The following is a 19002-nucleotide window of genomic DNA, read 5'->3' as shown; positions in this document are numbered from 1 at the left end:
CGCAACAAAGCCACGATCTAATCAAGTTGATAAATCCGAAACTTAGGGGCTGGTCGAATTACTATCGAAACTGCGTTGCTAAACAGGTATTCGGATATGTAGGTCATAAGCTATTCCATGCGTTATGGCACTGGGCTAAAAGGCGTCATCCAACAAAGTCTACAAATTGGATCACCCATAAATACTTCCTCAATCGGAAAGGCCAATGGCAATTTCACGGTTGGCAGAAGATCATGGATATGGATTGCCAATTCAATCTCTTTCAAATAGCCAAAGTGCCTATAGAGAGACATGTGAAAATCCGAAGTTCGGTAACACCATTTGACCCTCAATACCGAGATTACTTGGCAAAGAGAAAGTCCAAAAGGCAAACTCGCAACTCTTGGCACGTTCCTGCTCTAACTGCTTTATAAGTTGCTGGGTATCATACGATGCCTTTGTGGAGGCTTGAGCCGTATGCAGTGAAAGTTGCACGTACGGTTCTTAGGGGGACGACACTTGGTAACAAGTGTCGTCTACCCGACATTTTTTAGTGATAAAGTACCAAGTGTGATTAAGCTTTAAATATTTGTATTTGTTTAGCTCTTAACATGCGTCGGCAGTTCTTCATAGTTAGGCACACTATCTAAATTTCTAGACCAGCTTGCACCATTACTTACAAAGATGTTAGCGGTAGGCTTAATAGAAATAGGGCTATCTAGGCTACCCGCAGGAACTACTACACTGTTAATACTTTCAGCTATCGTGGGAAGTGCAGACCCACATTTTTTACAAAAGCTTTTTACATGCATTGAGTTTGGATGTTGGTAGGTTTTAACGTCGCTTTCACCTTGCAACCATGTTAATTTGCTCGCTTTAGCAAATAGGTTAGCAGCATGATCAGAGCCAGTATCTTTTTGGCAACGAGTACAGTGACACAAAAAGAAAGACTGGAAATCTCCTGAAAGCTCATATCTCACTCTGCCACAAAGACATGAACCTAGATGTTTATTAGCCATACTTTAGCTCCATTAATTTGTCTGAATCTCTACCAAATCAGTACTTACAATCCAGGATGCATACACTTTAATTTGCTAATTATAAGGGCATTTATGCCCTTATTTTGTTAGGGCTAATTGTAGATTAGTTGGGTATACAGGATCTGAACATAATTTATTATTAGCATCCATCATGATTATGATTGAGAGCCTCTCAGTCATTACTTGATTCCTAAACGTTTAGCTAAACGATGTAGGTTCCCACTATCAAGCTCTAATTGGCGAGCCGTTGCTGCCCAGTTTCCCTGGTTAAGGTTGAGCGTTTGCTCAATGACTTTTTTCTGATACCTATCCGTTGCTTCTTTAAGTCCCACATTTGGTTGATTAATCGACGAAATATCTGGTGTGTTCCTTCCATCTGAAGTTGCAGACGGTGATGTATAGATATCAAAGTCTGACACTAACAATTCGATGTCCGCTGAGTGCGTGCGAGCTTTGGACAATACACCTGCACGTTTGATCATATGCTCCAGCTCTCGTACGTTCCCTGGCCACGAGTATTGTTTTAATGCTTGAATAAGATCTGATGAAAAGCGAATGCTACTTAGTCCCAATTTGCTTCGTAGCTGTTCTGCGAAGAAACCTGCTAATAATATTACGTCCTCCTCACGTTCACGTAATGGAGGAACACGAATCGGGAAGACGCTTAAACGATGATATAAATCGGCTCTAAATCGTCCTGCTGTCACTTCTTCATGTAAAACTCGGTTGGTGGCTGCCACAATACGAGTATTGACACGAATGTGCCGATCATCCCCGACGCGCTGAATATCCCCGTACTGCAAAGCTCGCAACAGCTTTGCTTGTAATTCAAGTGATAACTCACCAACCTCATCTAGAAATAAAGTACCACCGTCAGCCTGCTCGAATTTACCTTTGCGATTGCTGATCGCGCCAGTGAACGCTCCTTTTATATGCCCAAACAATTCACTTTCTGCTACAGATTCAGGTAGCGCTGCACAATTTAGGTAGACCAATGTTTTATCTGCGCGATTAGAACGATGATGAATGGCGTTGGCAACCAACTCTTTTCCAACCCCAGTTTCGCCCATGACCAATACGGACAGTTCAGTATTGGCGACCGCATTAATTTGTTGTTGCAACGACTTCATTTCTGCCGATTCTCCAATAATGTCGTCATTCAATGCACGTTTTTCAGTAAACGATTCTCTTGGCAAGCTGGTCTGTGTTTCCAATTTTTCTAAAAGCAATGCGGTATGAAGTCCGCCAGCGGCCAACGCACTGATAAAACGTAGCTCATGATTTAGAAGTGAATCAAACTGGAAGGGATCAAACGCATCAATGGTGATAGCGCCGATGAGATGATCGTCTATTAACAAGGGTAACCCGATGCATGAGTGGATGTGTAATTTGTCATCATGATTAGGGATCAAGCCGTCGTAGGGGTCGGGTAAGTTACTATCCGATGGAAAACGCACAATATCACCCGCGCGGGCAATCGCTTCTAATCTTGGATGTTCATTGATAGAGAAGCGGCGGCCCAATACTTCTTTTGCTAAACCGTTGATGGCTAGCGGTTTAAAGTGTTGATCTTCATAAAGAAGCAGAGCAGAAGAATCGCACTTTAAGACTTCTCGTATTGTGGTGAGCAAGGTGTCAAAGCGAGCTTGTCGAGTAAGAGCTGAATTCAGATCTTGTGTAATGTGAAGCCATTGGGCGATTAATGTAGTCATAATGAATACCCACAATTGTCAATATGACAATTTTAATGTCTTAATGACAGCTGTCAATGATGTCATTAAGACAATATTTGTGTGAGGTGTTTATGTTAACGTATTGATAAATAATAAAATGTGTTTTTGGCATGCCTTGTGCAATATCTAATGTATCAGAGATAAATTAATTTAAATCCACGTTAAGGTAGTGACAATGACAATTCATGTTAAAAACAATATTCACTGGGTAGGTCAACGCGATTGGGAAGTGCAAGATTTTCATGGTACAGAATACAAAATGACTAAAGGTACCAGCTACAACAGTTACCTCATTCGAGAAGAAAAAACGGTATTGATTGATACCGTTGATCATCGATTCAGCCATCAGTTTCTTCAAAACCTTGAGATGGAAATTGATCTTAAGTCCATTGATTTTATCGTTGTGAACCATGCGGAAGAAGATCACTCAGGTGCTTTATCCGTATTAATGGAGAAAATTCCTAACACACCCATATATTGTACCGAAGCCGCGATAGATTCAATTGTTGGACATCACCATCATCCTGAGTGGAAATTCAAAACGGTAAAAACAGGTGACAGCATTGATATTGGTAACGGAAAACAGCTCGTTTTTGTTGAAGCGCCAATGCTTCACTGGCCTGACAGTATGATGACTTATCTGACGGGTGATGCGGTGTTATTTAGTAATGATGCATTCGGCCAACATTATTGCGATGAACGATTATTCAATGATGAAGTCGATCAAAATGAGTTGATGGAGCAATGCTTACGTTACTATTCCAATATCTTAACGCCATTCAGCAGCCTAGTAACGGCAAAGATTAAAGAGGTACTCAGTTTTAATCTGCCTGTCGATATGATTGCTACATCACATGGTATTGTGTGGAGAGATAATCCTGCTCAAATTATTGAGCAATATTTAGAGTGGGCGGACAATTATCAAGAAGATCGCATTACGATTTTCTACGACTCGATGTCAAATAATACTCGAATGATGGCGGATGCGATTGCACAGGGCATTCATGATGTTGATCCTGGCGTTGCCGTTAAGGTTTTCAACGTCTCTAAGCATGATAAGAATGAAATTCTCGCCAACGTATTCCGCTCCAAAGGGATTTTGGTCGGGTCCTCAACCATGAACAACGTCATGATGCCAAAAATTGCAGGAATGCTAGAGGAAATTACAGGTCTTCGTTTTAAAGCGAAAAAAGCGGCCGCCTTTGGTAGTTACGGTTGGAATGGTGGCGCGGTTGATCGTATACATGCGCGGTTAACCGATGCAGGATTCGAAACTGCAATCAGCTTGAAAACCAAATGGCGACCAGACGGAAAAGCGATGCGCGAATGTCGTGAACATGGTCAGGCTATTGCTAAATTATGGGCCAACAACTTACTATTAAGACCTACTGAACTCCGTTCGCAAGCTTTAGAACAAACACCACAAGTGAATCCGCGAAAAGTCGAAGAAGTTCAGCTTGGTGTCCAACAGGAGCAGCCACACCCTGAAGGGTGTCAGTGCATGATATGTACTGTGTGTAACTGGGTATATGATCCTTCAAAAGGTGAGCCAAACCAAGGCATTGAGCCTGGAACAGTATGGTCTGACATACCCGATTATTTCTTATGTCCAGAATGTCACTTAGGCAAAGATGTCTTTGTTGAATATAAAGCGTAAGGAGGCAGTATGCAGACACCCATAGTAATTATTGGTAGTGGCTTTGCTGCTTACCAGTTAATTAAAACAGTGCGTCGTATGGACGCACATATTCCAATTCAGGTCTTTACTGCTGAAGATGGTGCCGAATACAACAAACCAGATTTGAGTCATGTCTTTAGTAGAAAACAAACCGCCTCGGATTTAGTTGTCAAATCTGGCGACGTGTTTGCTAAAGAACATAACATCGAGTTGTTTGCAAACACCAAGGTTGAAAAGGTGGATGTTTACACGCAGCAGCTGACAGCAAATGGGCAAGTCTACCCCTATGGAAAGCTGGTGTTTGCTACGGGAGCAAAAGCATTCGTACCACGAATGAATGGTGATGGAGTAAGAGACGTATTGACGTTGAACTCGCTACAAGAGTATCAGGCGGCTGAGACACATATTAGCCGAGCAAAACGGGTTTTGATAATCGGTGGCGGGCTAATTGGTGTTGAAATTGCTATGGATCTTGCCACCAGTGGTAAAAACGTAACCGTTATCGAGCCAAATACTCGCTTATTGGCAAACTTAATTCCTGAGTTCATCGCTTTGCCAATAGAGAGACAGCTTAAGCAGCAAGGCGTTCAACTGGCGTTAGAAACTAGCGTAGTAGCAGTAGACCGTTCAGAAAGTGGATCAACGGCAACATTAAGCTCTGAGCGTATAGTTGAAACCGATATCGTGATATCAGCGGCTGGCTTATGTGCCAATACACAATTGGCTAAAGAAGCGGCTATTAGAGTTAACAAAGGGATTGTCGTCGATAGTCGTTTGCAGACTTCAACTCGCAATGTTTTTGCGTTGGGAGATTGCGCAGAAATCCAAGAGCGAATGATGCCATACCTACAACCCATTGTGTTAAGCGCCAACGTTCTAGGCAAACAACTATTGGGGCAAGACGCCGAGCTGGTGTTACCTCCCATGATGGTTAAGGTCAAAACACCTAGTTACCCAATCCAACTCGCGGGGACCGTAAACGGTGTTGAGAATTGGGAGGTGAGTATCTCTGCCCCTGGTATTGTGGCGAAAGCGAAAGATGATAACGGCCATCTCGTTGGTTTTGTCGTTACAAGCGAACAAGTTACGCAGGCATTCCCACTGCTTCGCGAATTGTCAAAATCATCTGGTCAATAGAAACATCGAATTTCAATAAAAGTTAAACAAAGAGGGTATTATGTCGCACCTACGTATTCCAAAAGATTGGACGATTCAACGCTCAACACCATTCTTCACAAATGATAACGTGCCGCAAGCGTTACTATCTCACCATAACACAGCGGAAGGTGTGTTCGGTCAATTGTGTGTGATGGAGGGGCAAGTGACTTACTATGGCTTTGCCGATGCGAATGCCACAGAACCTGAAGTGGTTGTTGTGATTAATGCGGGTCAATTTGCGACAAGTCCACCGCAATATTGGCATCGTATTGAGTTGAGTGATGATGCCCAATTCAATATTAATTTCTGGTCGTTGCCAAATAATATAAAACAACAAATGTACAATACAAAACAAGACTCATAGGTTCGTTACTCCTACCTTTGACATTGATCTGTCAAAGGTAGGATGTTTTTGTTCAGGTATTACTTTTTGAGATTGTATAAAAATTCAATCAGATCAGATTGAGTAACCATCCCAACGAGTTGAGATTTAGAATTAACTATAGGTATATGGTGAAATCCTGACGTTAAGTAAGGGATAAGACGAGCTACATGTTGCTCTTCATGCATAGAAATCGGATTTCTTTTCATATATTGGCCAATAGTGTTCGAGGTCTTTTTCTTTGCCAAGAGGTATAAACCTACGAATGAATTTATTTTTCTTTTTTCGACATAAAGTAAAAAATCGACTAATGAAAAAATACCTACAATTTCTTTATCGGAGTTTATAATAGGAATTGCACTAAATTTATTTTTTTGAAGTGTGTTTAGACCTTCGTAGACTGAATCATTTTCTGTGAGTGCTAGAATGTTTTCTGTCATTACATGTTTGCAGGTCAGTTTTTGACTTTTGTGCTCTAAAGCGAGCAGGTGGGTTTGTTTAAAAATTTCGTCGAGCGTTTTTTCATCAATGTCTAACCATTCATTTCTTGTTTCCAAAACTTCATGTAATTCATCAAAGTAAAGTGATGACTTTTCATGTGCAGATTTTGAGTTCATTGATGGTTTTTCAGTTGTGTTCGAAGATCTCATAGTGATCCATCTACGATACACAATACCAGATAAGGCTAGGGGAAGTACGTTCAATAAAACGGGATCGAGTAAGAAATAGGCATCTGGTTGAGATGTATTACTCAACACAGGGACAAGCGCAGTTGCTACGCCTGGTGGATGAACACATTTTAGTACAATCATAATGATTATAGTGCTGGTTATCGTTAGTGTTATCAAGACTATGACATCATCGAATGCCGTCGATAAACCAATACCTACCAACGCCGCCGTAACATGTCCACCGAGCAAGGGCCATGTTTTTCCCATTGGACTGCTAGGGATCACAAAAATGATCGTGACGGAAGCCCCTATTGATGCAATCAACAAAGGGGTTGCGGAAGTGGTATGCCCGTAGTTTGCAAGTACCGCAATGATAGCTGATGTAAGGAATACAGGTATTGCAATGAATGAAAGATTGAATAAGCGGTCAAAATGAGACATAGGAATCAAAGTAAAAGTGAAAAACGGAATTTTATGCGATCATTAAATGTTGATAAAGCGTTTAAATTTTTATGGATATAATTAAAACGAACATGATTTGTCTAATCTTTATATAAATAGGCTTGATTTATAAATACCATTATCGTATATCGCGTATAAATATGAAATGTTATTTTTCATTATTGTTGTAATCATTTAGGGGTAAATTTAATTGAATAATATATTAAGACTAATAGGTTAGATAGTTCTAGAGTAGAATAAAAGTGTTATGAAAGAGGATAATTGATATGAACATAAATAATACTTCCCTATGTGACATTATAAAAAACGTTCCAGGTTCAATAAATGTATTAAAATCGTACAACATTAATGTATATATAAACCTAAGGAAAACATTAAATGAAGTTTTAGTTATCGATGATATTTTCAAATATTCTAATATGATTGATGAATTAAACGAACTGAGTAGGGATAACAAAGAGTTGCTGAAATTTTGTGATATACCTCATCAAGAGTTGATAAAATATATCATTGCTAACTTTCACATAAAACACAGAGATCAGTTGAATCGGGCGATAGAGTTAGCGAAACGTGTTGAAACTGTACACTATGACCACCCTAAATGCCCTCTTGGTTTGAGTGAATGCTTAGAAGGGATTGAGAACGATCTATGCAGTCATATGGAGAAAGAAGAACAAATCTTGTTTCCAATGATCAGTCAAGGGATCTATCCTGATGGGCCTATTTTCGTCATGGAGAAAGACCATGATGACCATATCCAGGCATTGAGTGAATTAATGACTTTGGTGAACTACTTGGAAGTTCATGAAGATGCATGTCAGTCATGGAAAAAATTATATTTATTATTAGAGCAATTTGAAAGTGACATCCTCACGCACATTGCTTTAGAGAACAATATTTTATTTAAAAATTAATGTACAGTGAAGAATGAATTTCTGCTTAATCGATGTGTTTAGGCAGAAATACCTAATTATTCGAACCTAATTTTTTCTTGATGTACCCAAACTGCTGCTTCAACTCGAGAGCGTAATTGTAGTTTTTTCAAGATGCTTTTTACATGAACTTTTACTGTGCTTTCGGAGATGAAAAGTTTATTAGCAATCATTTTGTTTGATAAACCAATAGCAATGTTTTTCAGAATCTCCTGTTCCCGAGTGCTAAGAACATCTATAGATACATTGGTTAGTTTTTCCTGTTTCTTTTCTCTTAGATTTCCTACTAAAATTGATGTTAATTCAGGGCTAATGACTGTTTTTCCTAAACATGCATTTTCAATAGAGGTTAGTAATTCTTCTGGTTCCATATCTTTTAAAAGATATCCGTCTGCACCTAATTTAATCGCCTTAGACACGTCTTCATCGTAATTTGAAACGGTAAAAATAATAATTTTGCTTGAGATGTGTTTATCTCGTAGTAATTTTAACGTTTTCAATCCATCTAACTCTGGCATATTGATATCTAATAGGATTAAGTCTGGTTCGTAGTCAATAGCATAATCCACCCCTTGAAGCCCATTACTTGCTTCTGCAACGACGGTTAGATGTTTTCTGGTATTGAGTAATTGCTTAATACCATTTCTCAACATTGGGTGATCGTCGATTAAAAGTATTGTGGATGCTTCAGCATTGGTAAATGTATGTTCTTTAATCATATTATACTCGTGAATATATAGGAAAAGTTAGGTAGAATTCAGTCCCTTTGCCAGGAGAGGAGATGATATCCCATTTTCCTGATAGAGACTGTGCTCTGTCACCAATAATTTTTAGACCATAACGAGAGTTTTCTTGTGAAGTAGAGAATCCACAACCATCGTCGAGAATAACTAAGGAGATATCATTATCTTTCATTGATAAATCTAGCGTTACATCGGAAGCTTGTGCATGCTTATAAATATTATTTAATAGCTCACGAATTATTTGTATTAAATGTATTGAATGATGAATGGATATTTTATTAGCTGGGATTTCATAACTAAAATTTATTTTGGTGCCAATTTTTTTGTTATATTCCTTAACCGTGTTTTCCAGCGCAGGTAAAAAACCTAGCCCATCTAACCTCAACCGAAAGGTTGTCAAAAGCTCTCTAAGTTGACAATAAGCAACATTTACTTCTTCTCGCATTTCACCAATAATAGAAATCTGTTCTTCGTCTAAGTTAGATAAATCCATTTGTAAAATACTCAATTTAATCTTGAGACAAGACAGGGACTGAGCGATTGAATCATGCAGTTCTCGTGCAATTGTATTTCTTTCTTTTAATATTAATAACTGCTGATCCTGCTGAACCTTATAGAAAACGGAAAGAGATTGTGTTAATAGTTCTGAAAATGCAATTATTAATTGCTCATTTTCTACATTTATACAGGATTTTATATTGTTTGATATGACGATTTTTCCATAGTCATGATTAGAGTCCTTTAGTTTTATAGTGATCTCTGATAGGTTTTCTATGAACGTCTTTTCATTATCAAAGCAGAGGTTGCAGCTGAGGTTTTTGCAAAAATCAGGTCTGCTTATTGAACCAAAATCAAATATTTGAGTATTATCACTTTCTTGATAATCATTAATTAATATTTTAACTTTATGTATACCAGTTAATTCAATTAACTCTTGAGTTAATGGTGCCAACATATCGCAACTATACTGTTCATTATTAAACTTTTTACATGCTCGATATAGAAAGTCTAAGTATTTATTTTTTCTATTCAAATCCTCTGTCTTATGATATACAACATTCTCTAAATTTATATATGTTTCTTTTATACTTTCTGACATTAAATTAATAGAATCGCCCAATTCATTCATTTCATCTTTATGTTTCTGTACGATAAACTTCTTACTAAAGTCTCCAGATTTAATCGATCTTGATATATCAAGTATTGACATCCATGGCTTAAATAGCCTTGAGTATAAGTTTCCAATAGAATATATTCCAAATATTATTATCATAATAGAAAATGCTTTTTGGATGTTTTCTAGAGATTTAATATTGTTCTCGGTATTACGTTCTACTTTATAGATCAGATTATCTATTATTTTCACAAACTCGTCAGAGTTTGATCTTATTGATTCATAGTTTTGATTTTCTATATTTTCCTGAAAGAAAGCTAATAAATTTCCATGCTGATCGCTTAAACCACTTTTGATCATGTACTCTATTATGTTTGGATTATTCAGCTTTTTATTGATTCTAATTATATTTTCTGACGTAATACTTTTATCTGTAGACAAAATAGATTTATAGATGAGCATTCTTATCGAGCCAATTTGATTAACAATGTGCGTTCGACCTTGAATATTGTCTACCGTTATGAGTGAAATAAACATACCAGATAAAGATATGCTACAAAGTATTAATATAAAGAATGAAATTTTTTTTGTTATGGATATATTGAAAAAATTCATTGTCTCATCTAATGAGCTAGTTTTCCGTATCCAATAACATACCGATTTTTTATGATACAAGACATACTACCATTGGGTTACTACCTAATAGTTTCCTAAACCACCTGTTTATGGAATTTTTATTTTTTTTAATTATATCAATCGCTTATAAAATTAGGCTGTAACTATAATGAGCAGTATCACTTAACGGGAAGGTTTTGTTAGGAATATGTCTTTGATCTAAATCAACAAATTTACTACGTGATTATCACTAAATGTACTGGTTTTTCCAATAACAATGGTGTGAATCATGTCAATAAATATAGATACAAAGGACATGGAGTCGTCTGGTCGAGTAAGTGCGCATTCGATTAAACAATGGTTTCCTGAGGATAGACAGTTTTGGTTATCTCAAGGGCAATACATTGCAAAGCGAAACTTATGGATTTCGATTCCCTGCCTACTATTGTCTTTTTGTGTTTGGATGATCTTTAGTGCAGTTGCAGTAAATTTGCCTAAAGTCGGCTTTTCATTTAGTACCGAGCAACTTTTTTTGTTAACCGCATTGCCCTCAGTATCTGGTGCGATTGGTCGTATTCCTTATTCTTTCACAATTTCAATATTTGGCGGTAGACGTTGGACTGCATTCAGTACATTGATGCTTGTTGTACCAATGGTTTGGCTAGGAATCGCCATCAGTAATCCTCACACTCCATACTCCACATTCGTCATGATTGCGCTGCTATGTGGACTAGGTGGTGCAAATTTTGCCTCAAGTATGGCAAATATCAGTTTCTTTTATCCAAAGGTAATGCAGGGGAGTGCGCTTGGCTTAAATGGTGGACTTGGCAATCTCGGTGTCAGCGTAATGCAGTTGATGGTTCCTATTGCTATTTCCGTTCAATGGTTTACTTCGCAATCTGAAGGGCCACATCTACAAAACGCCGCATGGATTTGGGTGCCGTTAATTTTACTCTTTAGCCTTATTTCTTGGTTTGGAATGAACGATATAGAAAATGCAAAAGCCTCGTTCAAAGAGCAGGTCAAAGTACTTAAACAAGGACACTTATGGTTAATGAGTTTATTATATCTTTCCGCGTTTGGTTCTTTTATCGGTTTCTCTGCTGGTTTTGCAATGTTGTCTCAAACGCAATTTCCAGAAGTTGACGTTTTGAAATTTGCGTTTATAGGTCCACTCATTGGTGCTCTTATGCGACCTGTTGGTGGAGCATGGTCAGATAAATTTGGTGGTATAAAAGTAACGTTTTTAAACTTCGTACTTATGGCGTTATTAACCGTTCTTATCTTCTTTACTATTCCATCGGAAAGTACATCAGGTAGTTTTGTTCTCTTCCTTATCATTTTTATGGGATTATTTGCCTGCTCGGGTATTGGTAGTGGATCAACATTTCAAATGATAGCAGTTTTATTCCGCCGTATTGTTTCGCAACAAGCGAGAATGGCAGGATTGGATGAGGAGACTATCACGCGTAAGTCAGGAACGGATACAGCAGCAGCATTAGGATTTATATCTGCCATTGGCGCGTTTGGTGGTTTCTTTATTCCGCAGGCATTTGGTTTATCGCTCTCTCTTACAGGCTCAGCCTCAAGTGCTTTAATACTATTCCTATTTTTCTATGTCGTTTGCTCAATCATTACGTGGTTCGTTTATGGACGAAATATAGAGAGTGGTTACGCAACAAAAAATAAGTCACATATTTAATTCGAATTTTTTATCGTAGATATTAACTTAAATTATCAATTAAATATAAATAATAATTAGTTCCTAAATATAGGAGAAACACTGAATGAGCAAGTTTTTGGATCGATTTCGATACTTTAAACAAGTCGGAGATTCGTTTTCTGGTGATCACGGACAAACACTTAATACAAATCGTGATTGGGAAGATGGATACAGGACGCGTTGGCAGCATGATAAAATTGTGCGCTCTACCCACGGCGTAAACTGCACTGGATCTTGTAGTTGGAAAATTTATGTTAAAAATGGGTTGGTGACATGGGAAACTCAACAAACAGATTATCCTAGAACACGTCCAGACCTTCCTAATCATGAGCCGAGAGGATGCCCGCGAGGGGCGAGTTACTCTTGGTACCTATATAGTGCGAATCGTCTCAAGTACCCAATGGTACGTAAGTCGCTATTAAAACTTTGGCGTGAAGCAAAATGCCGCTTTGCAGATCCTATCGATGCATGGGAATCTATCGTCACTAACTCTGAATCGGCGACTGCTTATAAAACAGCTCGAGGACGAGGCGGATTTGTACGTAGTTCTTGGGCTGAAGTTAACGAAATTATTGCCGCTTCTAATATATACACTATAAAAGAACATGGACCAGATCGCGTGGTGGGTTTCTCCCCAATTCCAGCTATGTCTATGGTGTCTTACGCCGCTGGTGCGAGATACTTGTCTCTTATTGGTGGTTCCTGTTTGAGTTTTTATGATTGGTATTGTGATTTACCACCAGCATCTCCGATGACGTGGGGGGAGCAAACAGACGTTCCTGAATCAGCAGATTGGTACAATTCTTCATACATTATTGCTTGGGGTTCTAACATCCCTCAAACCCGCACTCCTGATGCGCACTTCTTTACCGAGGTTCGTTATAAAGGGACGAAAACGGTCGCAATTACACCTGATTACGCTGAAGTTGCAAAACTCTGCGATCATTGGCTTAACCCAAAACAGGGTACGGACAGCGCAGTAGCACTCGCAATGGGTCATGTAATTCTTAAAGAATTTCATGTTAAACGTCAGTCTGAATATTTCCAAAACTACTTGCGACAATACTCAGATATGCCGATGTTGGTGAAGTTGGAGCCTAGAGCTGACGGTAGCTACAGTGCAGGTCAGTTTTTACGCGCATCAGAGCTAGTGAATAACCTTGGAGAGTCCAACAATCCTGAATGGAAAACCATCGCTATTAACGAAATCGATGGAGAATTCGTTGCACCTAATGGCTCTGCTGGTTTTCGTTGGGGAGAAAAAGGTAAGTGGAATCTTGAGCAGCTAGCAGGAGATGACCAGAATAATGTGAAGTTGCAATTGGGGATACAGGATGCAGATGACACGGTTGATGTTGCCTTCCCTTATTTTGGTGGTTTAGAGCACGAACATTTTACCCATGTGCCACTCTCAGACCTCATTAATCGTAAGCTGCCAGCCAAACGTATTACTTTGGAAGACGGAACCGAAACATTTGTCACAACCGTATATGACCTGACACTTGCGAATTATGGTGTAGAACGTGGATTAAGTGATCCGAGTTGTGCAGCAGAGTATTCCGAACTCAAAGCTTATTCTCCTGCATGGGCTGAAAAAATCACAGGAGTCTCAGCCGAAGAGATCATTCGAATTGCAACAGAGTTTGCGGATAATGCAGAGAAAACTCGCGGACGTTCGATGATTATTGTCGGTGCAGGCTTGAATCACTGGTACCACATGGATATGAACTATCGCGGTTTGATCAACATGTTGATCTTCTGTGGCTGTGTTGGACAAAGTGGCGGTGGTTGGGCGCATTATGTCGGACAAGAAAAACTTCGTCCTCAGACAGGATGGCAACCTCTAGCGTTTGGATTAGATTGGCAGAAGCCTCCTCGTCATATGAATGGCACATCTTTCTTCTACAACCATTCAAGTCAATGGCGATATGAGAAGTTAAAAGTCGATGAATTATTGTCTCCAGTAGCGGATAAAACGCGCTACAGCGAACACTTGATCGATATGAACGTTAAAGCAGAGCGAATGGGTTGGTTACCTTCGTCACCACAACTTGACGTAAACCCGTTGAATATTGCCAAACAGGCACAAAGCTCAGGACAGTCAACAACTGATTACGTTGTGAGTGCGTTGAAAGAAGGCGAGATTCGTTTCGCATCAGAGCAACCTGAAAAACACTATCCACGAAATATGTTTATATGGCGTTCGAACTTACTTGGCTCGTCGGGCAAAGGTCATGAATACATGCTCAAATACTTACTCGGAACCGAGCATGGTATTCAAGGTAAAGATCTGGGCGAGTTTAGTGCAACAAAACCGAGTGAAGTGGAATGGAGTGATCAACCAACACAAGGCAAGCTTGATCTCGTTGTGACGCTAGATTTTCGTATGTCGAGCACGTGTTTATTCTCGGATGTCGTTCTTCCAACTGCAACCTGGTATGAAAAAGATGATATGAATACGTCGGATATGCATCCATTTATTCATCCTCTATCGGCAGCGGTTGATCCAGCATGGGAAGCAAAGTCTGACTGGGAAATCTACAAAGGTATTACCAAAGCATTTTCGAGTCTTTGTGAAGGCCATTTGGGTAAAGAAACCGATATCGTTACGTTACCTATACAGCATGATTCTCCAGCGGAAATAGCTCAGGCATTTGACGTTAAAGATTGGAAACTTGGTGAATGTGAGTTGATACCTGGTAAAACTGCACCACATATTATGGCCGTGGAACGTGACTATCCTAATACTTATGCACGATTCACCTCTCTAGGACCACTATTAAATAGTCAAGGTAACGGTGGTAAAGGCATCAACTGGAATACAGATAGTGAAGTTGAATTGCTCAAAAAACTCAATTATGTCCATCATGAAGGAGCTGCAAAAGGACTCGCCAAAATTGAAACAGCCATTGATGCAGCAGAAGTGATTTTAACGCTAGCGCCAGAAACGAACGGGCAGGTAGCAGTAAAAGCTTGGGATGCATTAAGTGAATTCACAGGGCGAGAACACCGCCATCTGGCCATCAATAAAGAAGAAGAAAAAATTCGCTTTCGAGACATTCAAGCGCAGCCGAGAAAAATCATATCAAGTCCAACATGGTCTGGCTTAGAAGATGAACATGTATCCTATAACGCTGGTTATACCAATGTACATGAGTTGATTCCATGGCGAACAATAACAGGGCGCCAACAGTTATATCAAGATCACCAATGGATGAGAGACTTTGGCGAGAGTTTAATAGCTTATCGCCCACCTATTAACACTCGTACTGTTCACGACATTATGGGTAAGAAGGGAAATGGCAACAAAGAGAAAGCCTTGAACTGGATTACGCCACACCAAAAATGGGGGATTCACTCTACGTACAGTGAAAACTTACTGATGCTGACACTATCACGTGGTGGCCCAATTGTGTGGATGAGTGAAATCGACGCAAAAGACCTTGGTATTGAAGATAACGATTGGATCGAAGCATTTAACTCTAATGGTTCATTAACGGCAAGGGCTGTGGTCAGTCAACGTGTGCCTGAAGGAATGGTCATGATGTATCATGCACAAGAGCGTCTTGTTAACTTGCCAGGTGGTGAGATTACTGGGCAGCGAGGTGGGATCCACAACTCAGTCACTCGGGTATGTCCAAAACCTACTCATATGATTGGCGGCTATGTGCATCAGGCTTATGGCTTTAACTACTATGGAACAGTCGGTTCTAACAGAGATGAATTTGTAGTTGTTCGTCGAATGAAGGAAGTCAAATGGCTAGATGGTGAAAACAACGATTATACACAAGCACCAAATATGTACAGTGGTTTAGCGGGAGATAAATAAGTATGAAAATTCGTTCACAAGTCGGCATGGTATTGAACCTTGATAAATGCATCGGATGTCATACCTGTTCAGTCACCTGTAAAAACGTTTGGACTAGTCGCGAAGGTATGGAATACGCGTGGTTTAATAATGTCGAGAGTAAACCTGGTACAGGGTATCCAAGTGATTGGGAAAACCAAGATAAGTGGAAAGGAGGATGGATTCGAAATATTAAAGGAAAGCTCGAGCCAAAAATGGGCAATAAAATTGGCGTTATGGCAAAGCTGTTCAATAACCCAGATATGCCGACCATAGATGATTACTATGAACCGTTCACTTTTGATTACGAGCATCTCCAAAATGCACCACAGAGTAAACATCAACCGATTGCTCGTCCTCGTTCTCTGATCACTGGTCAGCGGATGGACAAAGTGGAAAAAGGGCCAAACTGGGAAGAAATTCTGGGTGGAGAATTCTCTAAACGTTCTGCTGATCAGAATTTCAATGACATGCAAAAGGAGATGTATGGTCAGTTTGAAAATACGTTCATGATGTATTTACCTCGTTTATGCGAGCACTGTTTAAATCCAGCTTGTGTGGCGACTTGCCCAAGTGGTGCAATATATAAGCGGGAAGAAGACGGTATCGTATTGATTGACCAAGACAAATGCCGTGGATGGCGGATGTGTTTGACAGGATGTCCATACAAAAAGATTTACTTCAACTGGAAGAGCGGCAAATCGGAAAAATGTATCTTCTGTTACCCAAGAATTGAGTCTGGTCAGCCTACGGTGTGTTCAGAAACCTGTGTAGGGCGCATTCGCTATTTAGGTGTGATTCTATATGATGCAGATAAGATTGAGCAGGCGGCGTCCGCGAAAGATACGACGGATCTTTACCAAAACCAGCTAGACATATTTTTAGACCCGAATGATCCTGAAGTTATTAAAGAAGCACTTAAACAAGGAATTACGGAAAATGTACTAGAGGCCGCGCAGAAGTCACCCGTGTATAAAATGGCGATTGACTGGAAACTTGCGCTGCCTTTGCATCCTGAGTATCGCACCTTGCCAATGGTTTGGTATGTGCCACCTTTGTCACCAATTCAGTCTGCGGCAGATGCTGGATATGTGGGTAATAATGGTGTGCTTCCAGACATAGAGAGTTTAAGAATCCCTGTGCAATACCTTGCAAACCTTCTAACTGCGGGAGATACCGCTCCCGTGCTACGGGCATTAAAAAGAATGCTGGCAATGCGGCATTTCAAACGTGCTGAAACAGTTGATGGTCAAACAGACCTTAGTGCATTAGAGCAAGTTGGGTTGACGGAACAACAAGCTGAAGAAATGTATCGCTACCTGGCAATCGCAAATTATGAAGATCGATTCGTTATTCCATCAAGTCATCGAGAACTGGCGCGTGAAGCCTTTCCTGAAGCTAAAGGTTGTGGATTCAGTTTTGGTAACGGATGCCATGGTGGTGATGATAGTCGAATCAATTTATTTAATAGTCAGCGCATCAACTCTATAGATATCACTGCTAAGACGATAGGAGATAAGTAATGGAACTGAAATCTCTCAGATTAATTGCGGCCTTACTGGATTATCCGAGCTGCGATATTTGGGACTATCCAAATGAATTAATTGGCATCGTAAAACATTGCGAAGAATTAAGTATCGATCAAAAGAAAATATTGGTTAAATTTATTAACAAAATTTTAGCCTTGGATCTAATGGATGCACAATCTAATTATGTTGATTTATTTGATCGAGGACGATCACTATCTCTTCTCTTATTTGAACATGTGCATGGAGAATCAAGAGATAGAGGTCAAGCAATGATTGACTTGATGAGCCAATATGAAGAAGTTGGCTTGCACCTTAGTGGCGGTGAACTCCCTGACTATTTGCCTAGATATCTAGAATATGTATCTCAATTGATGACAGAAGATGCCAAGGAAGGACTGCAAAATATTGCTCCAATTTTAGCGCTTATCACTGAACGATTAAAACAAAGAGACAGTTACTACTTTGATTTATTTGAAATATTGATGGCTCTCTCGGAAGAAAATGTAGACTTTGATGCTTTGTATCAACAAGTATCCAGTGAAGATGAAGACCACACACCAGAAGCCCTAGATGCGGCTTGGGAAGAAGAACAAGTCCGATTTCTAGGTGAAGAAGGCTGTAACTCTGCATTGCAACAGCAGCATCAAAGACGATTTGTAAATAATGTTTCGCCGCAGTATTTAAACATTAGTGATATTAATGGAGTGCAGCAATGAGTTTTTTAAATGGTTTCTTTTTTAATATCTATCCCTACATCGCTGGTTCCGTATTCTTGATCGGTAGTTGGGTAAGGTATGACTATGGCCAATACACCTGGCGTGCAGGGTCTAGCCAAATTCTAGACAATACCAATATGCGATTAGCTTCGGGGTTATTTCATGTCGGTATCATAGGCATATTTCTCGGGCATTTCTTTGGCATGTTAACGCCTCACTGGGTCTATGAATCATTTCTGTCATTAGCCGCCAAACAATTAATTGCGATGATCGCTGGTGGTATTTTTGGCATTATGACTATCGCAGGAGGAGCAATGTTACTGAGACGACGTCTGACTAATGTTCGAGTGCGTGCAACATCATCTTTTGCCGACATCCTCATTCTTACACTGCTTGTCATTCAAGCATGCCTAGGTGTCTTAACGATTCCGTTTTCTGCACAACACTTGGATGGCAGTGAAATGATGAAGTTAGTTGGTTGGGCGCAAGATGTCGTGACATTTCAATCTGGTGCAGCAAGCAACTTAGATGGCGTGAGTTTTATATTTCGCATTCATATGATATTAGGAATGACGATATTTCTTATTTTTCCATTCTGTAGATTGGTTCATATTTGGAGCGTCCCATTTGAATATATTTCAAGACGTTACCAAATAGTAAGAAGTAGAAGATAATACTCG

At 39.6% G+C, this 19002-nt stretch carries 14 protein-coding genes and 1 pseudogene; 10 read left to right on the top strand and 5 right to left on the bottom strand.

Going from position 1 to position 19002, the window contains the following annotated elements:
• Nucleotides 1–11: 11 nt before the first annotated feature.
• Nucleotides 12–413 (top strand): annotated as a pseudogene (locus tag R7P35_RS04315) (group II intron maturase-specific domain-containing protein); the annotation flags it as partial.
• 165 nt (nt 414–578) lie between these two features.
• Here the strand turns inward: R7P35_RS04315 and R7P35_RS04310 are convergent.
• Both R7P35_RS04310 and norR read right to left on the bottom strand, forming a co-directional pair.
• Nucleotides 579–998, bottom strand: a complete 420-nt coding sequence (locus R7P35_RS04310; RefSeq protein ID WP_213904475.1) for a GFA family protein — start codon at nt 996–998, stop codon at nt 579–581.
• A gap of 200 nt (nt 999–1198) precedes the next feature.
• Nucleotides 1199–2731: a nitric oxide reductase transcriptional regulator NorR gene (norR, locus tag R7P35_RS04305; protein ID WP_014234467.1), complete on the bottom strand. Its 1533-nt coding sequence runs from the start codon at nt 2729–2731 to the stop codon at nt 1199–1201.
• A gap of 196 nt (nt 2732–2927) precedes the next feature.
• Here norR and norV point away from each other — a divergent pair, with 196 nt between their 5' ends.
• The 3 genes from norV to R7P35_RS04290 are packed head-to-tail and all read left to right on the top strand — an operon-like array spanning nt 2928 to nt 5952.
• Nucleotides 2928–4409 (top strand): anaerobic nitric oxide reductase flavorubredoxin, encoded by a 1482-nt coding sequence (norV, locus tag R7P35_RS04300; protein ID WP_014234466.1) that lies wholly within the window; start codon nt 2928–2930, stop codon nt 4407–4409.
• Between the two features lie 9 nt (nt 4410–4418).
• A complete protein-coding gene (norW, locus tag R7P35_RS04295; protein WP_213904476.1) occupies nt 4419–5567 on the top strand; it encodes an NADH:flavorubredoxin reductase NorW in 1149 nt (382 codons plus the stop codon).
• Between the two features lie 40 nt (nt 5568–5607).
• Complete coding sequence (locus R7P35_RS04290; RefSeq protein ID WP_014234464.1) at nt 5608–5952, top strand: DUF1971 domain-containing protein; 345 nt, start codon at nt 5608–5610, stop codon at nt 5950–5952.
• Between the two features lie 59 nt (nt 5953–6011).
• On the opposite strand, the gene R7P35_RS04285 is transcribed toward R7P35_RS04290, so the two are convergent.
• Nucleotides 6012–7082: an HPP family protein gene (locus R7P35_RS04285; RefSeq protein WP_213904477.1), complete on the bottom strand. Its 1071-nt coding sequence runs from the start codon at nt 7080–7082 to the stop codon at nt 6012–6014.
• A gap of 287 nt (nt 7083–7369) precedes the next feature.
• Between R7P35_RS04285 and R7P35_RS04280 the strand changes: the two genes are divergently transcribed.
• Nucleotides 7370–8017, top strand: coding sequence for a hemerythrin domain-containing protein (locus R7P35_RS04280; protein WP_006071643.1), 648 nt, complete (start codon nt 7370–7372; stop codon nt 8015–8017).
• 56 nt (nt 8018–8073) lie between these two features.
• On the opposite strand, the gene narL is transcribed toward R7P35_RS04280, so the two are convergent.
• Nucleotides 8074–8754, bottom strand: coding sequence for a two-component system response regulator NarL (gene narL / locus R7P35_RS04275; protein ID WP_213904478.1), 681 nt, complete (start codon nt 8752–8754; stop codon nt 8074–8076).
• A gap of 1 nt (nt 8755) precedes the next feature.
• The gene (locus R7P35_RS04270; RefSeq protein ID WP_244265548.1) at nt 8756–10333 is read right to left on the bottom strand and encodes a histidine kinase; all 1578 of its coding nucleotides are present in this window, start codon (nt 10331–10333) and stop codon (nt 8756–8758) included.
• Between the two features lie 463 nt (nt 10334–10796).
• Here R7P35_RS04270 and R7P35_RS04265 point away from each other — a divergent pair, with 463 nt between their 5' ends.
• From R7P35_RS04265 to narI, 5 genes are all read left to right on the top strand, one after another.
• Nucleotides 10797–12209 carry a NarK family nitrate/nitrite MFS transporter gene (locus R7P35_RS04265; RefSeq protein WP_284144859.1) on the top strand — a complete coding sequence of 471 codons (1413 nt, stop codon included), beginning with the start codon at nt 10797–10799 and terminating at the stop codon, nt 12207–12209.
• Nucleotides 12210–12294: 85 nt separating this feature from the next.
• A complete protein-coding gene (locus tag R7P35_RS04260; RefSeq protein WP_213904480.1) occupies nt 12295–16059 on the top strand; it encodes a nitrate reductase subunit alpha in 3765 nt (1254 codons plus the stop codon).
• Between the two features lie 2 nt (nt 16060–16061).
• A complete protein-coding gene (gene narH / locus R7P35_RS04255; RefSeq protein ID WP_213904481.1) occupies nt 16062–17600 on the top strand; it encodes a nitrate reductase subunit beta in 1539 nt (512 codons plus the stop codon).
• The gene (gene narJ / locus R7P35_RS04250) at nt 17600–18322 is read left to right on the top strand and encodes a nitrate reductase molybdenum cofactor assembly chaperone (protein WP_213904482.1); all 723 of its coding nucleotides are present in this window, start codon (nt 17600–17602) and stop codon (nt 18320–18322) included. Before narH ends, narJ begins: the two co-directional genes overlap by 1 nt.
• Nucleotides 18319–18996, top strand: coding sequence for a respiratory nitrate reductase subunit gamma (gene narI, locus R7P35_RS04245; protein WP_006071651.1), 678 nt, complete (start codon nt 18319–18321; stop codon nt 18994–18996). The genes narJ and narI overlap by 4 nt, the downstream gene beginning before the upstream one ends.
• Nucleotides 18997–19002 lie beyond the last annotated feature (6 nt).

It is taken from the genome of Vibrio sp. Vb0304 (genome assembly GCF_033338995.1).
In the GTDB taxonomy this organism is placed as follows: Bacteria; Pseudomonadota; Gammaproteobacteria; order Enterobacterales; family Vibrionaceae; genus Vibrio; species Vibrio alginolyticus.
Note: the sequence above shows the minus strand (reverse complement) of the source record. Positions and strands in the feature narration are given on the sequence as shown.

What these genes read in the sequence shown, in the direction of transcription:
- R7P35_RS04285 (WP_213904477.1), bottom strand. Translation starts at nt 7,082, where the DNA reads ATGTCTCATTTTGACCGCTTATTCAATCTTTCATTCATTGCAATACCT.
- norW (WP_213904476.1), top strand. Translation starts at nt 4,419, where the DNA reads ATGCAGACACCCATAGTAATTATTGGTAGTGGCTTTGCTGCTTACCAG.
- R7P35_RS04280 (WP_006071643.1), top strand. Translation starts at nt 7,370, where the DNA reads ATGAACATAAATAATACTTCCCTATGTGACATTATAAAAAACGTTCCA.
- narL (WP_213904478.1), bottom strand. Translation starts at nt 8,754, where the DNA reads ATGATTAAAGAACATACATTTACCAATGCTGAAGCATCCACAATACTT.
- R7P35_RS04290 (WP_014234464.1), top strand. Translation starts at nt 5,608, where the DNA reads ATGTCGCACCTACGTATTCCAAAAGATTGGACGATTCAACGCTCAACA.
- norV (WP_014234466.1), top strand. Translation starts at nt 2,928, where the DNA reads ATGACAATTCATGTTAAAAACAATATTCACTGGGTAGGTCAACGCGAT.
- R7P35_RS04265 (WP_284144859.1), top strand. Translation starts at nt 10,797, where the DNA reads ATGTCAATAAATATAGATACAAAGGACATGGAGTCGTCTGGTCGAGTA.
- R7P35_RS04260 (WP_213904480.1), top strand. Translation starts at nt 12,295, where the DNA reads ATGAGCAAGTTTTTGGATCGATTTCGATACTTTAAACAAGTCGGAGAT.
- narJ (WP_213904482.1), top strand. Translation starts at nt 17,600, where the DNA reads ATGGAACTGAAATCTCTCAGATTAATTGCGGCCTTACTGGATTATCCG.
- R7P35_RS04310 (WP_213904475.1), bottom strand. Translation starts at nt 998, where the DNA reads ATGGCTAATAAACATCTAGGTTCATGTCTTTGTGGCAGAGTGAGATAT.
- narI (WP_006071651.1), top strand. Translation starts at nt 18,319, where the DNA reads ATGAGTTTTTTAAATGGTTTCTTTTTTAATATCTATCCCTACATCGCT.
- narH (WP_213904481.1), top strand. Translation starts at nt 16,062, where the DNA reads ATGAAAATTCGTTCACAAGTCGGCATGGTATTGAACCTTGATAAATGC.
- norR (WP_014234467.1), bottom strand. Translation starts at nt 2,731, where the DNA reads ATGACTACATTAATCGCCCAATGGCTTCACATTACACAAGATCTGAAT.